This is a genomic window from Nitratireductor sp. OM-1, from assembly GCF_003296175.1.
Lineage (GTDB): Bacteria > Pseudomonadota > Alphaproteobacteria > Rhizobiales > Rhizobiaceae > Nitratireductor > Nitratireductor aquimarinus.
Window position 1 is genome coordinate 2,752,588 of sequence record NZ_CP029208.1, and the last position, 18,250, is coordinate 2,770,837.

Genomic DNA, 18,250 nt, shown 5'->3' on the forward strand with positions numbered 1-18,250 from the left:
GGAGCGCGATGACAGCCTCGCGCGGATCGCCGCCGCATGCCTCTATGATTGCCTCGGCGGCCGGCTCATAGGGATCAGGTTCCGTCTATGGTTTCACTGCACGGTCCATGCAACATCTCCCAGAACGTCATTCTTTCTCGTCTCGGCGGCATGCTTGTCATCTGGCTCAATGCACCAGGTGGAGGGCAGGTCGGCCTTGCCGGTGGCTAAGCGCTCAAGGATCTCCCGCTTCGCTGCCTCATCGTCCGGCAGAAGCGAGGAGAGCCCATCCGGCTTTCCAAACCAGCGCCACGGCTCAACGCAGATATGCAGGACACCATCGATACGCTCGAAGCGATAAGTGCAGCCGGGGCGCTCGATGAGGCGCTCCACGGTTTGTTCGATATACAGGCCCGATTCGTCCTCGAACCCGTCGTCATCTTCCATGTTGAAGACGGTGTAGGTGGTCATTCTTTTCTCCATCAGAAGCGCAGATTTTAATCCGACCGCCCTTGAGAAGTCGAGATTTTGTTTCTTATTTGTTCACTCTGCGCACGCGGCGACGTGACGGGTGAAATTGAGAAGGAGCAGGCGATGTCACGCTGCAAGGGAGAGACCACCGGGGCTCAGATTGATCGCGCTCATCCGCACCAGGTGGCGCTGTCCGAGGATCGGGTAATGGGAGTCAACTATGATGTCGTACACGGCCTCTGCAAATGCCTGTCGCTCCATCGCCGGAAGCAATCCGTCTATGCGCAGTGGGCAGAGCCGAGAGGTGGCTATTTCATCATCTTTTGCTTTGCCGACAAGGAGGATGCGGAGCTATTTTCCGCCGAGTTTGAATGCATTCCGTTTGCCCCTAAGCGAGACAGAGGGAAGGGGGATCGGAAGCGGTTTTGGGACAGAGTGCCTGCCGATTCGCCTCATTCACGCGGATGAAGGGCAGGGCTGCAGCATTGTTGCTACAAAAAAAAGCCCCGCCAACGTTCTCAGCTAGCGGGGCTTCTCCGGCTTGTGGCTCCCGTGATCAGAAGCGGATGCTGAGCATGCCGTTGATCTCATGCTGCCGTGCATTCTCGGCAATCTGGCCACGGTAGGAGAGGCCAAGCGTGGATTTTGGAGTAAGGTCGACGTCGACCCCGGCCTCGATCAGCGCCGCATTGCGCGCGATTGGCACGCCGGCAATGAGGAAATCCGAACTGCCCGCAAAAGAGTGAACCGATGTGGGCTTGGTATCCCCGAACGCCATCTGCCAGCCAAGCGTCGCTTTTGCCTCCGCCTTCATCGTATCGAGCTGGAATGCATGCTCCATGCGCGCACCGATCGTCGCGTATCCCGTGTCCATCGGCTGACCTTTCACTGTCAGCGCGGCCGCGCCGCCCAGTTCGCTGAAACCGTCCGAGCGCTGGTGCACATAGGCCAGATTGACGAAGGGCTCCAGGCGCGCAGCCTGAAGGTCAAACCGGTAGCTCATCTCGCCGAATGCCTGGAAAGTGCTGGCGTCGTAACGGGCGCTCAGACCGTCGGTGAAAGCGCCTGCGTGCACGTTCCTTGCCGTGTCGATGCCGTGCCAGCTATAGCCGGCGCTCGTCCGGATGCCGAGCCTTCCCAGTTCCGTGCCGGCATAAAGCCCCAGATGGTAGTCCCTGCTTTCGGCCGAGGAGGCGACCTTCGCGACATCGAGCTTCGATTGTCCGTAGCCGCCCAGCAGGCCGAAGCGCCAGTTGCCGGCCAGCGCGTCAGCGCCGACGAACAAGCCGCCGGACGACAGGTCCATGGCTGCCGCATTGCCGTCGCTGTCGAAGCCGGCCCATGCGCCATAGGCCTCGCTCCAGAAGGCGAGCCCATGCGAAAGCTCCTGTGAAGTGTCGCCGGATGCGGCGAAGGCGGCGCGAATGCGGTCATTCGCAGCGTTGCGCAGGAAGGCGCTTCCTCTGTTCAGCGCGCCCTGGAATGAGGGGTGCACCTCGCCCGAAAGTGAAGCGAGGCTTGCGCGCACCACGTCCTCGTCGGTCATGGTGGCGAAGGCCTGCCAGATGGGTGTGGTCATGGAAAGCGTGTCTGCGCTCGAACCCGTCTGCCGCTGGTTCGGTGTGCGGCCAATATCGGCGAATGACGTGTCATTGCGTGTGAGTTCCAGCGAGATGTCATTGCCATCTCCGCCGGCGTAATCGACCGTTTCGTCAAGAAACAGAAGATTGTTGGTGACGCTGGCGAACGTGCCGGCCACCGCGCCTGCGCCCTGATTGTCGAGAATGATGTAGGGGCCGTTGAGGATCGGCCAGTCCGCCGCGGTGAGCGGCGTTCCTGTCAACGCAAGCGTTGCGCCGGAAATGTCCACCGTGCCCTGCACGATCACCTTGTCCGCTGCTGTCGGAGTCACCTCAATGGCCAGCGTCCCGTGATTGACATAGTCGCCGGCGACGGTTTGCACACCGATGGAGTTGCCGGGCGCATGCGTTCCGCCAGAGTTGATCGCCACCGTCGATCCAGCCGAACCAACGGTGCCCGTTCCACCGAGCTGGCTGTCCGGACCAAGCATGATCGAGCCGCCGAGCGCACCGCCTGCAGCGGTGCCGACGATCAGCGTTCCGTTGGAGAACGACGTCGATCCGGTGAAGCCCGAGCTGTCGCCGGTCAGCGTCACTGTGCCGGACCCGCTGATGCTGAAACTGCCCGTGCCTGACAGAGCGCCGGCATAGCCAGCCGACTCGCTCTGCGCAAAAGCCAGCGATGCGCCGCTCGCAATATCGACGTCTCCTGCAAAGCGGCTGGCATCCGTCACCAGCCCGCCAGTCTCGACAGACCAGCCGAGCGTGGAAGCGCCGGACAGCGTCAGAACACCCGCGCCACGCTTGATCATCGCGCCCTCTGTGCCGTTCAGGCTGCCGATGTTCCCCGAAAAGCTTGCATCGCCCGCCTGGTCGAGCACCACGGTCGCGCCGTTGCCGATATCGCCGGAGATCGAGCCCGCGTTTCCGGCCAGCGTTCCGGCCTCGACCAGCGTGTCGCGGTAGCCATTGGTTCCACCCAAAACCAGAGTGCCGTCGCCCTTTTTGAGAAGGTCGCCTGTACCGGTGATGCCCTGGGACAGGCTGAACGTGTTGTCTGCATCCGCGATGTCGAAACCGCCGCCATCACCGCCAATCAGGATGTCGCGCGCGGTGCCGGTGTAGCCCGTTCCCGTCACTTTCAGCACGCCGCCGTCAAACCTCATCCCGCCCGGGGCAGCGCCAAGGTTCTGGTCGGACGCCACCGAAAGGACACCGCCCAGAAGATCGACGCCACCCGAATGGGTGTTGGCGCCACTCAGAACCAGCGTGCCGCCCCCGGCCTTGCGAACAACCTTGCCCGCTCCGTCCTCAATGATCGAAGCAACCGTCGTCGTCACACCACCATCGATGTTGAATGTGCCGCCACCGGCAGCGCCGATGGAGAGCGCATCGCCCTGGATGAGGTAGTCATCCGTGGAGAACTGCAACGTATCGAAAACCTGCGCGCCCTGAACGGTGACCGTCCCGGCTGCGCCGGCAAAAACGCCGACTGAACCGCCCCAGCCGGCATTGGCGCTGCCCGTGGCATCGGTCCAGTCGGTCGCGAAGGATTGCCAGACGCCGCTGCCGCCATTCCAGAACTGCATGGTCTGCTCGGAGTTCAGAACCGACAGATTGATCTGACCGGGAATGTCGTAACGGATGTCGGGATTGTTTGGGTTGGCCGGTTTGAAACCACCTGTACCCGTCACCGTTCCATCGGCGAAAGCACCCGATTGCGCGCCACCATACTCGAACAGGCGATAATAGCCTGCCGCAGCCACGCGGGCATCCAGAGTTCCGTTAAGCGCAAGAGCGCCATTTACCCTGACCAGGTCATTGCCTGCACCGCCGGCAACGCCCGGACTGTTGAGGTCGAACACCGAAGTCGAGCCTGCATTGAGGGTCAGATCGTTGTTGAAGGTCAGGGTGCCGGGGCTGTTACCGGCCGACAATGTTCCGTCAATGGTGACGGCTCCGTTCAGCGTGCCCGAGCCGCCCAGCGCCCCGTTTATCCCGACATTGACGACACCGCCGAGCGTGCCATTGCCGGCGGCGTCACCGATCAGCAGCGTGCCGCCGGAGACTGTCGTTGTTCCGGTGAAGTAGGACGAAACGCCGGTCAGTGTGGTGGTGCCGGCAATGTGGTTCACGGTGCCCGTTTTCCAGCGAGAGCTCTTCAGGGCTGCAGAGAAGACGGTCGCGCCGGTATGATTGAAATTGAGTGTTCCGTTGCCGTTCCAGAATGAGATTTCGGCGGCCTGCAAGGTGCCGGGAGCTGTCGCCGTTTCTCCCACGGCTGCGCCGATGTTGATGGTGCCGCTTGCCTGTGGAAGCAGCCCACCCACATTGATCCTGCCCCGTCCATCGGCGGCCGAAACAGTGCCGCCGTCGGCAATGGACAGCGTGCCTTTGCTGTTTTCGCCAACAATGAGATTGCCGCTGTTTATCCATGTGGCGTTCTCTCCGGAAACGCTGACGGTACCCTCAGTATTAGGGTTGTTGCCGATAAATCCCCGCGCGCTCTCGACAGACCCGCCGTCGGCAATGGTCAGCTGGCCTGAATTCATATTCAGGTCGGTGTTCTTCCAAATTGCGCCAGTTCCTTTCACGGTGACCGTGCCTTCAGCGCCGGGAACGCCCCCGATTCTGACGCGTGTGCTGTCGACGGCCCCTCCGTCCTCAATGATCAGCGTGCCTTTGCCGTTGTCGCCAACAATGAGACTGCCGCTGTTCTTCCATGTGGAGCCCGGTCCCGATACGCTGACAGTGCCCTCAGAGCCAGAAGCGAAGCCGATATAGCCAGTTGCGTTGTCGACCCAACCGCCATCCTTGATGGTCAGCCTGCCCTTGTCCGAGTTGCCAACAAAAAGGTCGCCGTCCACGGGCCACGTTTGCTGTGGGTTCTGCGAGGGAAAGGGAGAAACATCGTTCTCTATAGCGTCTACCTCGACTGACTGTGCATTGGCTGGCTGCGGCGTTGTGCATAGGAAAAATGCCAGTGCGGTTGTGCTTAATAGGTGCGTCTTTATCTCTAAAGTTGTAAATATTCGCATGTACAATTTCCCCCAAGAGTACAAATATTCAATATAGAATTGGATTACATAATCTGTTTGATTTTTGAAGAATCAATCTATTAATTGCTATTATTAAGAACTAATATCCCTTGATGAGGGTTGAATTTTCACCGGGAAAGGCTTGGTCCACGTTTAATCAGCTTCATGTGACATGGTGATGTAGTGCCCGCTGTTGCGCGGGCTGCGCGTGAATGTATCGAGCCGGCGTATGTGCGAAGCGCTTGAGCGGCCTTTTGCTCACCTGGGATCTGTCGATTAGCCGACCATACGTTCCGTGACGGCGGCTTGATGACCATTGCCATTCTTCATCGCTGGGCTGGAACTGCATTTATGGGAGACTTCCCCAACCTCGGGACATATGTCGCGAGAGGAGAAGCCGGGCTGGCATTTGTTCGCGGCTTCGATGCTCGGCTGGCCAGGTTCATGGCTTCTAAAGCCGGGGGCTACTCGGACGTGTGGAGGGGGGGCGGGGACGGTAGTCAAAGAAGGCCGATTGGGAGATGCAATTCCGCCGCGTTCAAGTCTGCTCATTGTTTGGAAGTCTTGAAGTCAAACGATGCGCCTGCCATTGCGCAGGGCAGGTAACCCGTCGCTTCATGGCTCTTCATCCGAAACGTCCAGGCGGCAACCTCGCGCTGTCTCTCCATCCGTGCAGTCTGTGGTCACGATGTCAGCACGCGTGCTTCCGTCGCGGCGGTGAGAAACGCCTGCATTGCCGCATCGCCGGTCGCTCTGCCATCCATGGCCCGCTGGCAGACGATCAGCGCTTCCCGGTGCGCTTCGCTGCCCGGTTGCCGCCAGTGGCCATCCAGCAGTTCCAGAGCCTGTCTGGCGCTCGAAATGTATCGAATATCGCCCGTGATGCATTCTGCAATCGGTACGGGTTTGGAAAACCATCCTTCATTCATTGCCGGCTCTCCCAGCCTGTTGAGGCGGGGATTTTACCACATGGAGAAGGGAACACGCGCCTGCATCACCGAGATGTGAAGTGGGCGAAAAGCCAGGTGGAAGGCCCATGTTCATCGCCGCAGACGTTTGTAAAAGCACTGCGCTTTTAAGGTTTTAGGCAAGAACCTGGAAATACTGGATGATCCAGAGGACCTGGATTGCCAGCGCTGCCGTCACGAAACTGAGGTGGAAGCGGCGGCTTTTGACGAAGATTGCCACAATGGAGAGGGTGATCATCACCGCCTGCCGCAGGGGATATTCGGGCCCGAGGTTTTTGAAATGCTCAACGCCCTTGGCCAGCGTGTCGATGATGTCCACCGCATAAAGAGCTGCCAGAAGCGCGAAAAACCACGTCTGTCGCGAATGGAAATAGTCGGCAAAGCCGGAATATTCCTTCATGTCGTCGGGAAAAAGCAGCGCGCAGATGAAGAAGAACAGCGCGGCATACATTATCACGAAGATGTAGTGCTCGAAGGTCCAGTGCGAGATGTAGATCAGGCTGAACTGAAACCACCAGAAGTGCACGACGGCCAGAAACAGGAACAGAACCCAGCCGATATGCACCGAATAGATGCGGATCTTGCCCGGATGCTGAACGAAATGGGCCAGGCCGTTGAGGAGCCGCGCGAGGCTCAATCCCATCACAACACCCAGCACAACGCGAATATGGATGAGCTGATCGGTGTTGGGGATCGACTGCTCCATTGCGCGCGCCTGCTCCTTCCATCAGCCGAATCGTCAGGCCGGATTGCTTTAACTCATAAGCATTGCACTATCGGTGAAACGATTTGGCAAGCCGCGCGCCGGATTCCGGCCGGGGCAGGGCGCATCGAGAGCACATCAAGGGAGCATCAACAGCGTATGGAAGGGGGGGGGCGCGCTGCAGGCGGCGGTCAGCCGGAAACGGGCGCCCTTTAGAGGTCGATGCTCCTCGCGTTACCCTGCGGCCTCGGCCTTCTCTATCGAGATGACCTGCTTCGGATCAGCAAAGTCAGCACCATTGTTGTGCACGATCTCGATGATCTTCAGATACACGTCCTGCTGGACGTCCAGCCATTCCGCCCAGTTGGTGGTCTTGGTGAAGCAGTAGACCATGATGTTCAGCGAATACTCGCCAAACTCGTTGAAGTAGATGAGCAGGTCCTGTTTCAGGTCGATGCTCGGATTCCCCCGCAACATCGCCCGTATGTCCGTGATGATGGCATTGATCTTCGCCGCATCCTCGTAGCGCACATTGATGGACGTGCTGATCCGCCGGTTACGCATCTGGCCGGGATTCTCGACGCTGATCGATGAGAAGAGCGAATTGGGCACGTAAAGCGGGCGGTTGTCGAACGTCGTTATGCGGGTCATGCGCCAGCCGATCTCCTCGACGGAGCCCTCGATCTGGCGGTCGGGCGAGCGGATCCAGTCGCCCAGGTTGAACGGGCGGTCGAAATAAAGCATCACGCCCGAGAAGACATTGCTCAGAACATCCTTGCCGGCAATGCCGATGGCGATGCCGCCAAATCCGCCAAAGGCGAGCAGGCCGGACAGGCTCAGCCCCAGATGCTCGCCAAAGAGCAGAACGAGTGACAGGACAATCGCCATTTTGAGAACGCGTGCAACACTGGTCGCCGACGTTCGGTCGCTGCCTTTCTGTACCTGGGCATAGGTCAGTCGGTTGATGAGGTGAAACATCTCCTCAATCACGGCCAGGCCGATTGCCACATAGGTCAAATCGTCAATAAAATCAGGCTGTATCAGTGTCACCTTGTAGTGCACCAGTAACTGATCGATGACCGTGTTGACGGTCAGCAACAGGCCTGTGACCGACAGCAGATAGATCGCATGGACGACGATGCTGTGCGACCATTTTCCATTCCTGCGCATGCCATAGAGGCAGCCGAGCACAACGGCCGAAAAGGCCACGATCAGACCCAGATCGATCCAGTAGAATGTCATGCGATCACCTCGCTGTTGTCCGCAATGTGCAGGCAATGGGCGCCGCATGCAGATAAGATCGTCATATTGCCCGTGAACACGGCCCGGCGCGCAGAACGCGCCGGCTCAGGTGAGTCAGGCGCTTTCCAGAAATCACGCATCTGCCCTGCCGTCCATCGGGATTCTTGAAGCGGGGCCGCAGTTGCCGGCCCCGTTTCCTGTCTCGCCCGCATATGATCGCTTTCTTGGCGAGGCTGCAGGCCGGGTGGCCCGTCAGGGGCAGAACACCGCATTGGTAAAGGCCTGCCAGCCATCACTGTTGGTGACCTCGGCGCGCACATAGAGGTCGTCGGTCTTGCAGCTATATTCGGGTGAATAGCTGTCATCCATGGCGAGAACCTCGCCATCGCGGCCGATGAAGCGTGTGCGGTAGCTGGTCGGGTTGAAGTCGCCTTCCTTCAGGTAAAAGCCATGCCAGCCAATGTCGCTGGAGGCCGGGTCCAGCGTGATGGAGAGCCTGCCTTCGCCCATCTGAAGGTCCGTGAAGGTCACGCCTGTGGAGGCATAGAAATGCCCCTTGTCGAGTGCGGCCCGAATGGCGTCGTCACTCAATTCATTCGCGAACACATACATCCAGACCCGGTCGGCAAGGGCCTGCTTGCGGGGATTGTGATGGTTCGGGGCGCTTTGCTGCGGGAAGTGGTGGCTGTCATCCGTTCCCCAGCCGAAAATCTGGCGGCCGGTGGACAGAACCTCGTCCCAGATCTCGAAGGTCGAGGCGTGCCCGTTTCCGCCAAAGTCGTTCATGCCCGGTTCGCCATTGCGGATTTCGACATGGCGGCTGGCCAGCGGGTCGGTTTCAAGAATGTCCTTGGCGGTGATGCTGTAAAACATGTTGGGGTGCGAGATGACAGGAATGCCGCCCGCGGCGCGTCCGGTTTCGGCCTGCGCCTTCAGCACCGCCGCCGTGCTCCACGATGTGTCGCATGGAACCTCCAGCTGGTCGTCGCTCGGCAGGCCAACGACAATCGTGTCGATCACCCCATAGGGCGGCTCGCCCACGGGTTCGCAGTTGAGTTCGTTGCCGGCCATTACAAGCGTGCGTCCCGGGCGGTCCCAGTAAGGTTTCACGCCTTCGAAAACGGGAGTGGTGTAGTTCAGGTCGGTGAAGGAAACGATGTTGTAGTCCCGGCTGAAATAGTAATTGAGCGGGACATCCGGCGGCGTGGTGGGGATGAGGTCGGGCAGGCCCCAATTTGCGTGAATATGAAACTGCGCCTTGAACCATGAGCCATCCTCGGGGAAGGCTTCAAGAAACTTGTTTGGATCTGTTTTTTCTTGCGCGAGGGATAGCGCGCTCCCGCCAGTCAATAATGCGGCGGAGAGAATCGTAAATCCGAATAGTTTTTTCACGTTGAATTGCCCCGGTATATTCAATTTCTAGTTTTTATATGGCGTTTCATTTTCAGATTGAGCGAAACGCCAAATGAATTGCTAGCATCCGATCCAAAAGATCATCAACGGGGTTGATATAATTGTCCCGGTATAAATGCTTGATGACAGAAGAATTGGTCACCCGGTTGCGCACTGGATTGGAGCCGGGCGAGGGGCGGGCGATCTTGTTTCTGTTGGTGGGGGCGGAGGCGGAGGCTCAGCCGTGCGGCGAAAGCCGGCTCGCCGGGTGCCGTTTGGCTGCCCGGTCATCGACATAGCCGCCATCAATGTATCTGCGGCTGATCGCGCGTGACAGCAGCTCCACCGTCGCGGTCGAAACGACGATAACGGAGATGGCCAGCGCGAGAGCATTCATGATGTCGGTCAGGGTATCCATGGTCTTCGACCTTGCAGGGCAACAATGATGATAAGTGGTTGTCCGGCAAAGTGATGCATCACGAATTCTTCCGCCCATTAAGAAACCGGCAGGGCGCAGGGCCCTGCCGGTTTCAATTGTCTGGCCCTGTGCGCTCGCCGCTATTTCGCGACGGCACGCACAATGGCTATGAGAATACACGCGCCGATGAAACCGGCGATCAGGTTGCCGAGCCAGCCGGCAAACGAAATTCCCACCACGCCCAGAAGCGCGTTTGCGACAGCCGCGCCGACGATGCCCAGAACGATGTTCATGAGAAGGCCGGTGTTGGTGTCCATGAACTGTTTTGCCAGCCACCCGGCAATGCCGCCGATGATGATGGCGGCGATCCAGCCAATGCCCTGCATCAGAATCACTCCTTGAAAAGAAAGGCGGCAAATGATCGACCGGTTTCGCCCTCCGTTTCAAGCGGGCCGGCGAAAGAATGTTTCAAAATAGAGGTGTGAAGCCGGTATTGATCTGCTTCACAGGTCGCGCAGCAGGGCTCCGTAGCCTTCGATCCGGTCTTCGATGCCGGCCAGTCTGAGGCAGTTCCACATCATTGCCTGGTTGCTCACGACCACCGGCTTGCCGATCTTCTGTTCCAGCGCGTCGACGATCTCCAGCGAACGCAAAGCGCTGCAGCTGATCAGCACGGCATCGGCGTCGGCCGTGTCGACCGACGCGCCGAATTCGAGAAGAAATTCCGGCGTCACCCGCACCATCTCGCTGTCATAGTCCAGATTGAGCCCCGCATAGGCGGTGATGTCGAAGCCCGCGTCATGCAGATAGCGGACGACGTTCTCCGTCAGTTCTTCCGCATAGGGCGTGGCAATGGCCAGTTTCCGGACATTCAGCGCCTCAAGCGCCCTGTGGACGCTGCCCATCAGCGAGGTTGCGCGCGCATTGGGGGCGCCCCGGTTCAATTCTTCACGCACCCGCGCTTCGCCGACGGCGACCGTTCCCGATGTGCAGGCGAGGCACACCACATCCAGCGCATCGTCGGGGAGGATGCGCCCGGCCGTCTCCGCGAGGCTGTCGGCGAGCTGCGCGAGTGAGCCGGTGGAGATTTCATGCGGCATGCGGGCGCGCGAGAAATAGGTGCTGACACCGGGCGGGGCCATGCGCACCATGTCTTCCTCGACCAGCTGGTCATTGGGCACGAGCACGAAACCGAGCTTGGCGCGGGCATTGCGCCCGTCATCGAAGCGGACTGGCCCCGGCGCCTCCCGTTTGCGGTCTTTTGGCAGCGGGGTCTTTGGCCGCGGGGTCTGCAGCATTGCGGTCATCTTGGCTGTGCTCGTCTGTGCGTGTGTGCGATGCGCCAATCATCGTCTCTCGCCCGGCGCGATGCAATCGAGCGCTTGCCATTTCCCGAAATTCTTCACGCGGGTCTACTGGCTCTTCCGTCCCGCAACGAAGTCGCCGCGCCAGGCCGCGCGCCGCATTTTGGCGAGCGTGGTGATGTCGAGGCCGTCGGTCTTTATGGATGCGATGGCGATTTCCATCATGGCGAGATGAACCTGCTGGCTGCTCCAGCCGCGCTCCTGTGCCGAAACCAGCACCTGCCTTAACGCCGGCTCAATGGCGTCACGACATGTCTGCGCCTCGCTCACGAAATCTGCAGGCACACAGTTTTCATATGCAAACGACATGCTTTCCCCCCGGGAAGCGTGAAAACGGACTTGTTTTTGTTTGGCATGCTGAATTTTGGCGGTTCCCTACCACAACCACAGCGTTCCGACGAGTCGTCCAATCGGGGTAGTGCCCAACTCACGCGTGCAAGCGTTATGAAAGTGTTAATTCAGGCGGGTAGGGGCGAAGCAATGCCTGACGCGCGCGTGCGCTCATTGCGTTTGCGCGCTATCATGTCGCGTCTGCACTGGCCTCCCGGAGGAAGCGTGGCTACGCACGGGCCGGTCGGCAGCAGTCTATTTCTGAAAGTGAGGATACGGAAATGACATTCATACGAGACTTATTTGGCATCATAGGCGACTTAACCTGGGGGTGGGCGCTTATTCCGATCCTCATCGTTCTTGGCATTTTCATCACCGCGCTGACCGGTTTTGTTCAGTTCCAGTTCTTCAAGCGCATGTTCCGTGTGCTTTCCTCCAAAAACCAGAGCGGGGATCCAAATGCGATCTCCGCGCGCGCAGCGCTCCTCGTTTCCGTTGGCGGTCGCGTCGGCGGCGGCAATATTGCCGGCGTTGCGGTGGCGATCACGCTTGGCGGGCCGGGCGCGGTGTTCTGGATGTGGGCCGTGGCGCTGGTCGGCATGGCCACCAGCCTGGTCGAATGCTCGCTCGCCCAGCTTTACAAGCGGCGCGAGCCCGACGGCACGTTTCGCGGCGGACCGGCCCGCTCGATCATCCATGGTCTCGGTCATGAGCACAAATGGCTCGCCGTTCTTTATGCGGTCTGTCTAATCGCGGCCTTCGCCATCGGCTTCAACGCGTTTCAGGGCAACACGGTCGCCGGCGCAGCGCAGGAGAGCCTTGGCATCGACCGGATGTGGTCCGGCATTCTGCTCACCGTCATTGCGGGTTTCATCGTCTTCGGCGGCATCCGCCGCATCGCGCTTGCTGCCGATGTTGTGGTGCCGGTCATGGCGCTGGCCTATCTGCTGATGGCCATCTTCATCATCGTCATCAACATCACCGAGTTACCGGGTGTCCTCTACTCCATCGTCATGAACGCCTTTGGCTTCGAGCAGGCGGTTGGCGGCGGCATGGGCGCGGCGCTGGCGCAGGGGTTACGACGCGGCCTGTTCTCCAATGAAGCGGGGCTCGGTTCTGCCCCCAATGTGGCGGCGACAGCCGATGTGCGTCACCCCATCAGCCAGGGCATCACCCAGTCCTTCTCCGTGTTCATCGACACGATCGTGATCTGCAGCTGCACGGCCTTCGTGATCCTTCTGGGCGATGTCTATACGCCGGGTGCGGAAGGCATTGATGGCGTGGTGCTGACCCAGCAGTCTCTGGTCTCGCATCTGGGTGAATGGACCCAGTATTTCCTGACCTTCATTCTGCTGCTCTTCGCGTTCAGCTCGATCATCTACAATTACTATCTGGGTGAAAACGCCCTGACCATCATTACCGAAAGCAATGTCGCGGTGAACATATTGCGCCTGACCGTCATGGGCATGGTGTTTCTCGGGGCGGTGGCGCCCGGCGCGACGGCCGTGTTCTTCTTCTCGGATCCGCTGATGGGCGTTCTGGCGCTGGTCAATCTGATCGCCATCATGATGCTCTTACCCATCTGCCTGCGCATACTGAAGGACTTCCGCGAGCAGCTGAAGGCAGGGGTGGACCGCCCGGTTCTCAACCCCGACAATTTCCCGGATCTCGATATCGACCGCACGGCATGGACCGGCAAGGTGCGCACATTCCGCGAGGCGGCGTAGCGCGCGGTCGTTTCAGGCGCCGGCATATGGAAAAGGGCAGGGGAAACCTGCCCTTTCTCAGTTCTGGAAGAGCCCCGGAATTCTGGAGGAGCCTCTGACCGGGGGAGGGCTCGCTAAAAGCCCAGAAGAACAGCCGCGGCAATGGACATGGCCACCGCCAGCGCAGTCAGCGCCACGAACACACGTGCCTTGTCGAGAAACATCGCATAGCCGGCGCACCACGCTGAAGTGGCCGCGCCGAGTGCGAAGAAAAACGCATCCCGCTCGCCAAATGACAGCGATGCAGCCATCAGGCCGCCAATCACGATTGCGCCGAAAATCACGATGGTGGCAGCGGCATAAGCGTCGTAGCGGTCGTTCATTCTTCATCCCTTCACTGGTGCGTTTGCTGCGTCGCAGGCGCCCCCCGCGTGTCTATCCCTAACAGTTCATCTGGCCGAAAGGAACGCCCGCCAGTCCGCCGCGTTCCGGCTTTCTGGGCATGGTTCAGGATAATTCGATGCTGAATTAATTTTCACTCACTGTTGCGATTCGTAATATCGCACGTTATGTCTTTAGCCATGTATGGTATTTTCACATCATGCGCGAGGAAGACTTAAGTCTCTCAGCGCTCCGCCTGAGTGCAGGGATATGTGAAATATTGAGCAGGTGTTCTACCTGTATTTCATTTTCCATAAAATAATCAATCAAGAGGAACCATGAAACCCAAGCTAAGGGTCGAGAATGTTTACAAGATATTTGGAGATCATCCAGAACAGGCGCTCGAAGGTCTGAAAGAGGGCAAGTCGAAAATCGAGATTTTCGAAGCAACGGGACAAACCGTTGGTGTCCAGGATGTCAGTTTCGATGTTGGTGAGGGCGAAATTTTTGTGGTTATGGGCCTGTCCGGCTCGGGCAAGTCTACGCTTGTCCGCACGCTCAACGGTCTGATTGCCCCCACATACGGCAAGATCCTCATTGACGATGACGACGTCGCCAGCTGCTCGGCAGAGCGGTTGCGCAAGGTGCGCCGCGAAAAGATCACCATGGTCTTCCAGCATTTCGCGCTTTTCCCGCACAAGACCGTTGCCGACAATGTCGCCTACGGCCTCAAGATCAAGGGCGAGGGCGCTGCCGAACGGCGCAAGAAGGCGCTGGCGGCGCTGGAGCAGGTCGGGCTTGCCGCCTATGCGGACAGCTTCCCCAGCGAACTGTCGGGCGGCATGCAGCAGCGCGTCGGCCTGGCGCGCGGTCTCGCCACCGATCCGCAGATCCTGCTCATGGACGAGCCTTTCGGCGCGCTTGATCCGCTCATTCGCCGCGAGATGCAGGAAGAGCTCCTGCACCTGCAGAAGAAGCTCAAGAAGACCATCATCTTCATCACCCACGATCTCAACGAGGCGCTGCTCCTCGGTGACAAGATCGCCATCATGAAGGATGGCGAGTTCGTCCAGGTGGGCACCGCGCAGGAAATCGTCGACAACCCGGCTGACGAGTACGTCGCCGCCTTTGTCGCCGATATTGATCGCGGCCGCGTGTTCGACGCCGCCCATGTGGCAGAACGCCCGATCACGGTCGAGCTTGGTGAAAAGGGCGCGGCGGAAAAGGCGCTTGAGCTCATGGAAGAGCACAATCGCAATGCGCTCTACGTGGTCGACAAGGACCGCATCGCCGGCCTCGTCACCTATCAGGAGCTGGCGGTTGCCGCACGCGAGGAGGGCCGGACCGATCTTTCCGAAGTGATGGTCACCGAGGTTCCGACCGTCGAGCGCGAAACCCCGCTCAACGAACTTTATGGCGCAGCGAGCGCCGGCTACCCGATCGCCGTTGCCGACAAGCGCGGCCGGCTTGCCGGCGTCATCGAGGCGCAGGCGGTGTTCTCGCAGCTTTCGGGCGACGAGAACGACGACACGGCGGTTCCGGCGGAAGACGCCGAAGCCCGGCAGTCCGCCAGCGAAGGAGACCGCCCATGATTAGCCCCGCTGACCTCGTTCAGATCCCGCTCGACGACTGGGTGAACAGCTTCGTGCGCGATTTCCTCGTGCCGAATTTCCGCCCCTTCTTCAGAAGTCTGCAGGTGCCGGTCACCGTTGTTCTGGGCTGGCTTGACGCCTTCTTCCACTGGCTGCCCATGCTGGTCTTCACGGCCATCCTGACCGTGATCGCCGACCGCACGGCCGGTCGTGGCGTGGCAATCTTCACGCTCATTGCGCTGGTCTTCATCGACATGATCGGCCTGTGGGCGGAAACGATGACCACGCTGTCCATGATCATCACCTCGGTGTTCTTCTGCGCCGTGATCGGCATTCCCATCGGCATCTGGGCGGCGCGCAGCGACCGTGTCCTGCTTGTCGTGCGTCCGATCCTCGACATCATGCAGACGATCCCGTCCTTCGTGTATCTGGTGCCGATCGTGATGCTGTTCGGTGTGGGCATGGTGCCGGGCATCATCGCCACCATCATCTTTGCGCTGCCGCCCATCATCCGTCTCACCAATCTCGGCATCCGCAATGTGCGCGCCGACCTGATCGAGGCGGCCGAGGCGTTCGGCTCCACCCGTTCGCAGATGCTGTGGGAGGTCCAGTTCCCGCTGGCGCTTCGCACCATCATGGCGGGCCTCAACCAGACCCTGATGCTGGCGCTCTCCATGGTCGTCATCGCCGCGCTCATCGGCGCGGGCGGTCTCGGTCTCACGGTCTACACCGGCCTTGGACGCCTCAATGTGGGCGCGGCAACGGCCGGCGGCATCGGCATCGTGCTTCTCGCGATCATTCTCGATCGCATCACTCAGTCGCTCGGCGAAAAGAAAGCCGTGCAGACGCCTTCGCTCTGGCAGACGCTGCGCTCGATGTTCGGGCTCGGCAAGCCGGTCAAGGAAGAGCAAGCGGGCAAAGCCGCCTGAGGCGAGACCCGCTCTGCGGAACGCAATTGCGCGTTCCGCTCTTGCGGCAGCTGCTCCATTCGCTGCCACCACTGAAAATCACATAAAGGAGACTGCTTGTTATGACTGGTCTTAAGAAAAGCATCCCCGCAATTGCAGCCCTGGCGCTGCTCGGCTCCGTCGCCATGCCGGCGATGGCCGCAGAAGCCCCGGGCGAGGGCAAGACGATCAAGATGGCCCAGGCCACCTGGGACACCGGCTGGTTCCACTCCGAAATCTACAAGCAGCTGTTCGAGGAACTCGGCTACACCGTTGACGGCCCGACCACGCTCGACAACCCGCCCTTCTACCAGGCCGTCGGCTATGGCGACGTCGATCTCTGGGTGAATGGCTGGTTCCCGATCCACGATACCTATCGCCCGGCCTTTGAAGAGTCCGCCGAGATCATCGGCGCCGTTGCCGCTGGCGGCGCGCTTCAGGGCTATCTGGTGGACAAGGCGTCCGCCGAGAAGTTCGACATCAAGACGCTTGACGATTTCAAGCGCGACGAGGTCAAGGAAGCGTTCGACCGTGATGGCGATGGCAAGGCCGATCTGGTCGCCTGCCCGCCTGGCTGGGGCTGTGAGGTTGCCATTGAAGGTCACCTGACCGAGTACGGCCTCAAGGATCACATCAACGAGATCAAGGCGAGCTATTCGGCTTCCATGGCCGATGCGGTTGCTGCTCACGACAGCGGCGAGCCGATCCTGTTCTACACCTGGACGCCGAACTGGACCGTCAACGAGCTGAAGCTCGGTGAAGACGTTGTCTGGATTCAGGTTCCCGAGGAAGCCAACGAAGAGAACGCCGCTGCCGGCATCGCGTCCTGTGTCGCCGATCCCTGCGTGATGGGCTTTGAGGCGAACGACATCGTGCCGGTCGCAAACTCCAAGTTCCTTGAGGAAAACCCGGCTGTTGCCGCAGTTCTCAAGACGGCTTCGATCCCGCTTGAAGACATCTTCGCCCAGAACTCTGCGATGAATGACGGTGCGGACAGCCCCGAAGACATCAAGAAGCAGGCTTCGGACTGGATCGAGAAGAACCGCGAAATGGTTGATGGCTGGCTCGAAGAAGCCCGCAAGGCTGTCGACTAAGAAATTGGCTCAGTCAGGCGCTCTTGCCTGACACGGCACAATTCGAGACCACGCGCTGGAAACGGCGCGTGGTTTTTTTGTGGGTCCGGATGAAGGCGCGGCGATCTAGTAAAGCCGCGGCGGGGCCGTGTAGATCGGAACATCCAGATCCGGCTGCACCGGCTGGATACGGTATTTGAGGTCCTGCTGCTGGCGCAGCCAATCTCGGTGCTGGTCGTCCATCAGGTCGCGGGTCCGTTCGGCCTCGCTTTCGGCGCGCCCCTGTCGGGCGCGTTCCGCTTCGGTCAGCGTCTTCGCGTCTTCTGCCGCATGAACCGGCATTGCAGCCGCCATGGCCACCGCTGCAAATGCGAAGGCCGTGCCGGCAATGCGTAACCCGTCTTTCAGAACTGTGCTCATGGCCCTTATGTAGTGTGCCAGGCTGCGTTTCGACAGGGAGGCTCAGTTGAGCGAGAGAATGGCCCCGTTCAGAAGGGCCGCGAAGAACACCCATGCCGCATAGGGCAGGAACATCAGCGCCGATGCACGGTCCGAGCGCCAGCTTGCTGCAATGAAGGCGGTGATCGTTGCCGCCAGAAGCAGGATGATCAGCAGGGCGAGCCCCACCTGATGCAGCACGAAGAAGGCCGGCGACCAGGCGAAGTTCAAGACGAGCTGAAGCCACCAGAGCCGCATCGCCATGCCATGCCGTGCGCGCTGCCATGTCCGTGCGCCCGCCACCGCGATCAGCACATAGAGAATGGTCCAGACCGGCGCGAACACCCAGTTTGGCGGGTTGAAGGCCGGCTTTGCCAGCGCCGCATACCAGGGGCCGGGCGCGGTGATGTATCCGATGGCGAGACCCGCGCCGACAACGAGAAGCAGAAAGACCGGCAGGACGCGAATGATGGGCATGGTTTGATCCGTATTGATGTTCTTGAGGGGAGGTGGCTGCGTGCTTCCGTGCAGATCACATGTCCGTTTCGCTGCGGATTTCAAGGCGAGGTGATGCAAAAGAAGAGTGTTTTGCCCCGTCCCCAGTGGGAACCCCAAGGGGAACCCCAGG

The 18,250-nt window shown here is 59.9% G+C and carries 17 protein-coding genes; 4 read left to right on the forward strand and 13 right to left on the reverse strand.

The window, feature by feature from the left end; all coding sequences use genetic code 11:
* Positions 1-93: 93 nt before the first annotated feature.
* The 10 genes from DEJ54_RS13185 to DEJ54_RS13235 form a co-directional block, all read right to left on the reverse strand.
* Entirely contained in the window at positions 94-450 is a 357-nt protein-coding gene (locus DEJ54_RS13185; protein ID WP_113154973.1) for a hypothetical protein, read from the reverse strand.
* Between the two features lie 556 nt (positions 451-1,006).
* Positions 1,007-4,897: an autotransporter domain-containing protein gene (locus tag DEJ54_RS13195; RefSeq protein WP_162742297.1), complete on the reverse strand. Its 3,891-nt coding sequence runs from the start codon at positions 4,895-4,897 to the stop codon at positions 1,007-1,009.
* Between the two features lie 854 nt (positions 4,898-5,751).
* Positions 5,752-5,997 carry a DUF982 domain-containing protein gene (locus DEJ54_RS13200; protein WP_113154976.1) on the reverse strand — a complete coding sequence of 82 codons (246 nt, stop codon included), beginning with the start codon at positions 5,995-5,997 and terminating at the stop codon, positions 5,752-5,754.
* 154 nt (positions 5,998-6,151) lie between these two features.
* Complete coding sequence (locus tag DEJ54_RS13205) at positions 6,152-6,742, reverse strand: hypothetical protein (protein ID WP_113154977.1); 591 nt, start codon at positions 6,740-6,742, stop codon at positions 6,152-6,154.
* Positions 6,743-6,973: 231 nt separating this feature from the next.
* Positions 6,974-7,981 (reverse strand): mechanosensitive ion channel family protein, encoded by a 1,008-nt coding sequence (locus DEJ54_RS13210; protein ID WP_113154978.1) that lies wholly within the window; start codon positions 7,979-7,981, stop codon positions 6,974-6,976.
* Positions 7,982-8,233: 252 nt separating this feature from the next.
* The gene (locus DEJ54_RS13215) at positions 8,234-9,373 is read right to left on the reverse strand and encodes a hypothetical protein (protein ID WP_162742298.1); all 1,140 of its coding nucleotides are present in this window, start codon (positions 9,371-9,373) and stop codon (positions 8,234-8,236) included.
* A gap of 238 nt (positions 9,374-9,611) precedes the next feature.
* Entirely contained in the window at positions 9,612-9,791 is a 180-nt protein-coding gene (locus DEJ54_RS13220; protein ID WP_113154980.1) for a hypothetical protein, read from the reverse strand.
* 140 nt (positions 9,792-9,931) lie between these two features.
* A complete protein-coding gene (locus tag DEJ54_RS13225; protein ID WP_113156265.1) occupies positions 9,932-10,177 on the reverse strand; it encodes a GlsB/YeaQ/YmgE family stress response membrane protein in 246 nt (81 codons plus the stop codon).
* Between the two features lie 117 nt (positions 10,178-10,294).
* The gene (locus DEJ54_RS13230; RefSeq protein ID WP_162742299.1) at positions 10,295-11,089 is read right to left on the reverse strand and encodes an arylmalonate decarboxylase; all 795 of its coding nucleotides are present in this window, start codon (positions 11,087-11,089) and stop codon (positions 10,295-10,297) included.
* Positions 11,090-11,203: 114 nt separating this feature from the next.
* On the reverse strand, positions 11,204-11,464 hold the full coding sequence (locus DEJ54_RS13235; protein WP_113154981.1) for a hypothetical protein: 261 nt from the start codon (positions 11,462-11,464) through the stop codon (positions 11,204-11,206).
* Positions 11,465-11,766: 302 nt separating this feature from the next.
* Between DEJ54_RS13235 and DEJ54_RS13240 the strand changes: the two genes are divergently transcribed.
* Entirely contained in the window at positions 11,767-13,212 is a 1,446-nt protein-coding gene (locus DEJ54_RS13240; protein WP_113154982.1) for a sodium:alanine symporter family protein, read from the forward strand.
* 113 nt (positions 13,213-13,325) lie between these two features.
* On the opposite strand, the gene DEJ54_RS13245 is transcribed toward DEJ54_RS13240, so the two are convergent.
* A complete protein-coding gene (locus DEJ54_RS13245; protein WP_113154983.1) occupies positions 13,326-13,574 on the reverse strand; it encodes a hypothetical protein in 249 nt (82 codons plus the stop codon).
* Positions 13,575-13,910: 336 nt separating this feature from the next.
* On the opposite strand from DEJ54_RS13245, the gene DEJ54_RS13250 reads away from it, so the two are divergent.
* From DEJ54_RS13250 to proX, 3 genes are all read left to right on the forward strand, one after another.
* A complete protein-coding gene (locus tag DEJ54_RS13250; RefSeq protein ID WP_113154984.1) occupies positions 13,911-15,164 on the forward strand; it encodes a glycine betaine/L-proline ABC transporter ATP-binding protein in 1,254 nt (417 codons plus the stop codon).
* Positions 15,161-16,093, forward strand: coding sequence for a proline/glycine betaine ABC transporter permease (locus tag DEJ54_RS13255; protein WP_113154985.1), 933 nt, complete (start codon positions 15,161-15,163; stop codon positions 16,091-16,093). The genes DEJ54_RS13250 and DEJ54_RS13255 overlap by 4 nt, the downstream gene beginning before the upstream one ends.
* A gap of 101 nt (positions 16,094-16,194) precedes the next feature.
* Positions 16,195-17,205: a glycine betaine/L-proline ABC transporter substrate-binding protein ProX gene (gene proX, locus DEJ54_RS13260; RefSeq protein ID WP_113154986.1), complete on the forward strand. Its 1,011-nt coding sequence runs from the start codon at positions 16,195-16,197 to the stop codon at positions 17,203-17,205.
* Positions 17,206-17,310: 105 nt separating this feature from the next.
* On the opposite strand, the gene DEJ54_RS13265 is transcribed toward proX, so the two are convergent.
* Together DEJ54_RS13265 and DEJ54_RS13270 are read right to left on the reverse strand one after the other, a co-directional pair.
* Positions 17,311-17,604: a hypothetical protein gene (locus DEJ54_RS13265; RefSeq protein ID WP_113154987.1), complete on the reverse strand. Its 294-nt coding sequence runs from the start codon at positions 17,602-17,604 to the stop codon at positions 17,311-17,313.
* Positions 17,605-17,646: 42 nt separating this feature from the next.
* Positions 17,647-18,099 (reverse strand): TspO/MBR family protein, encoded by a 453-nt coding sequence (locus DEJ54_RS13270; RefSeq protein ID WP_113154988.1) that lies wholly within the window; start codon positions 18,097-18,099, stop codon positions 17,647-17,649.
* Between the last annotated feature and the right edge of the window lie 151 nt (positions 18,100-18,250).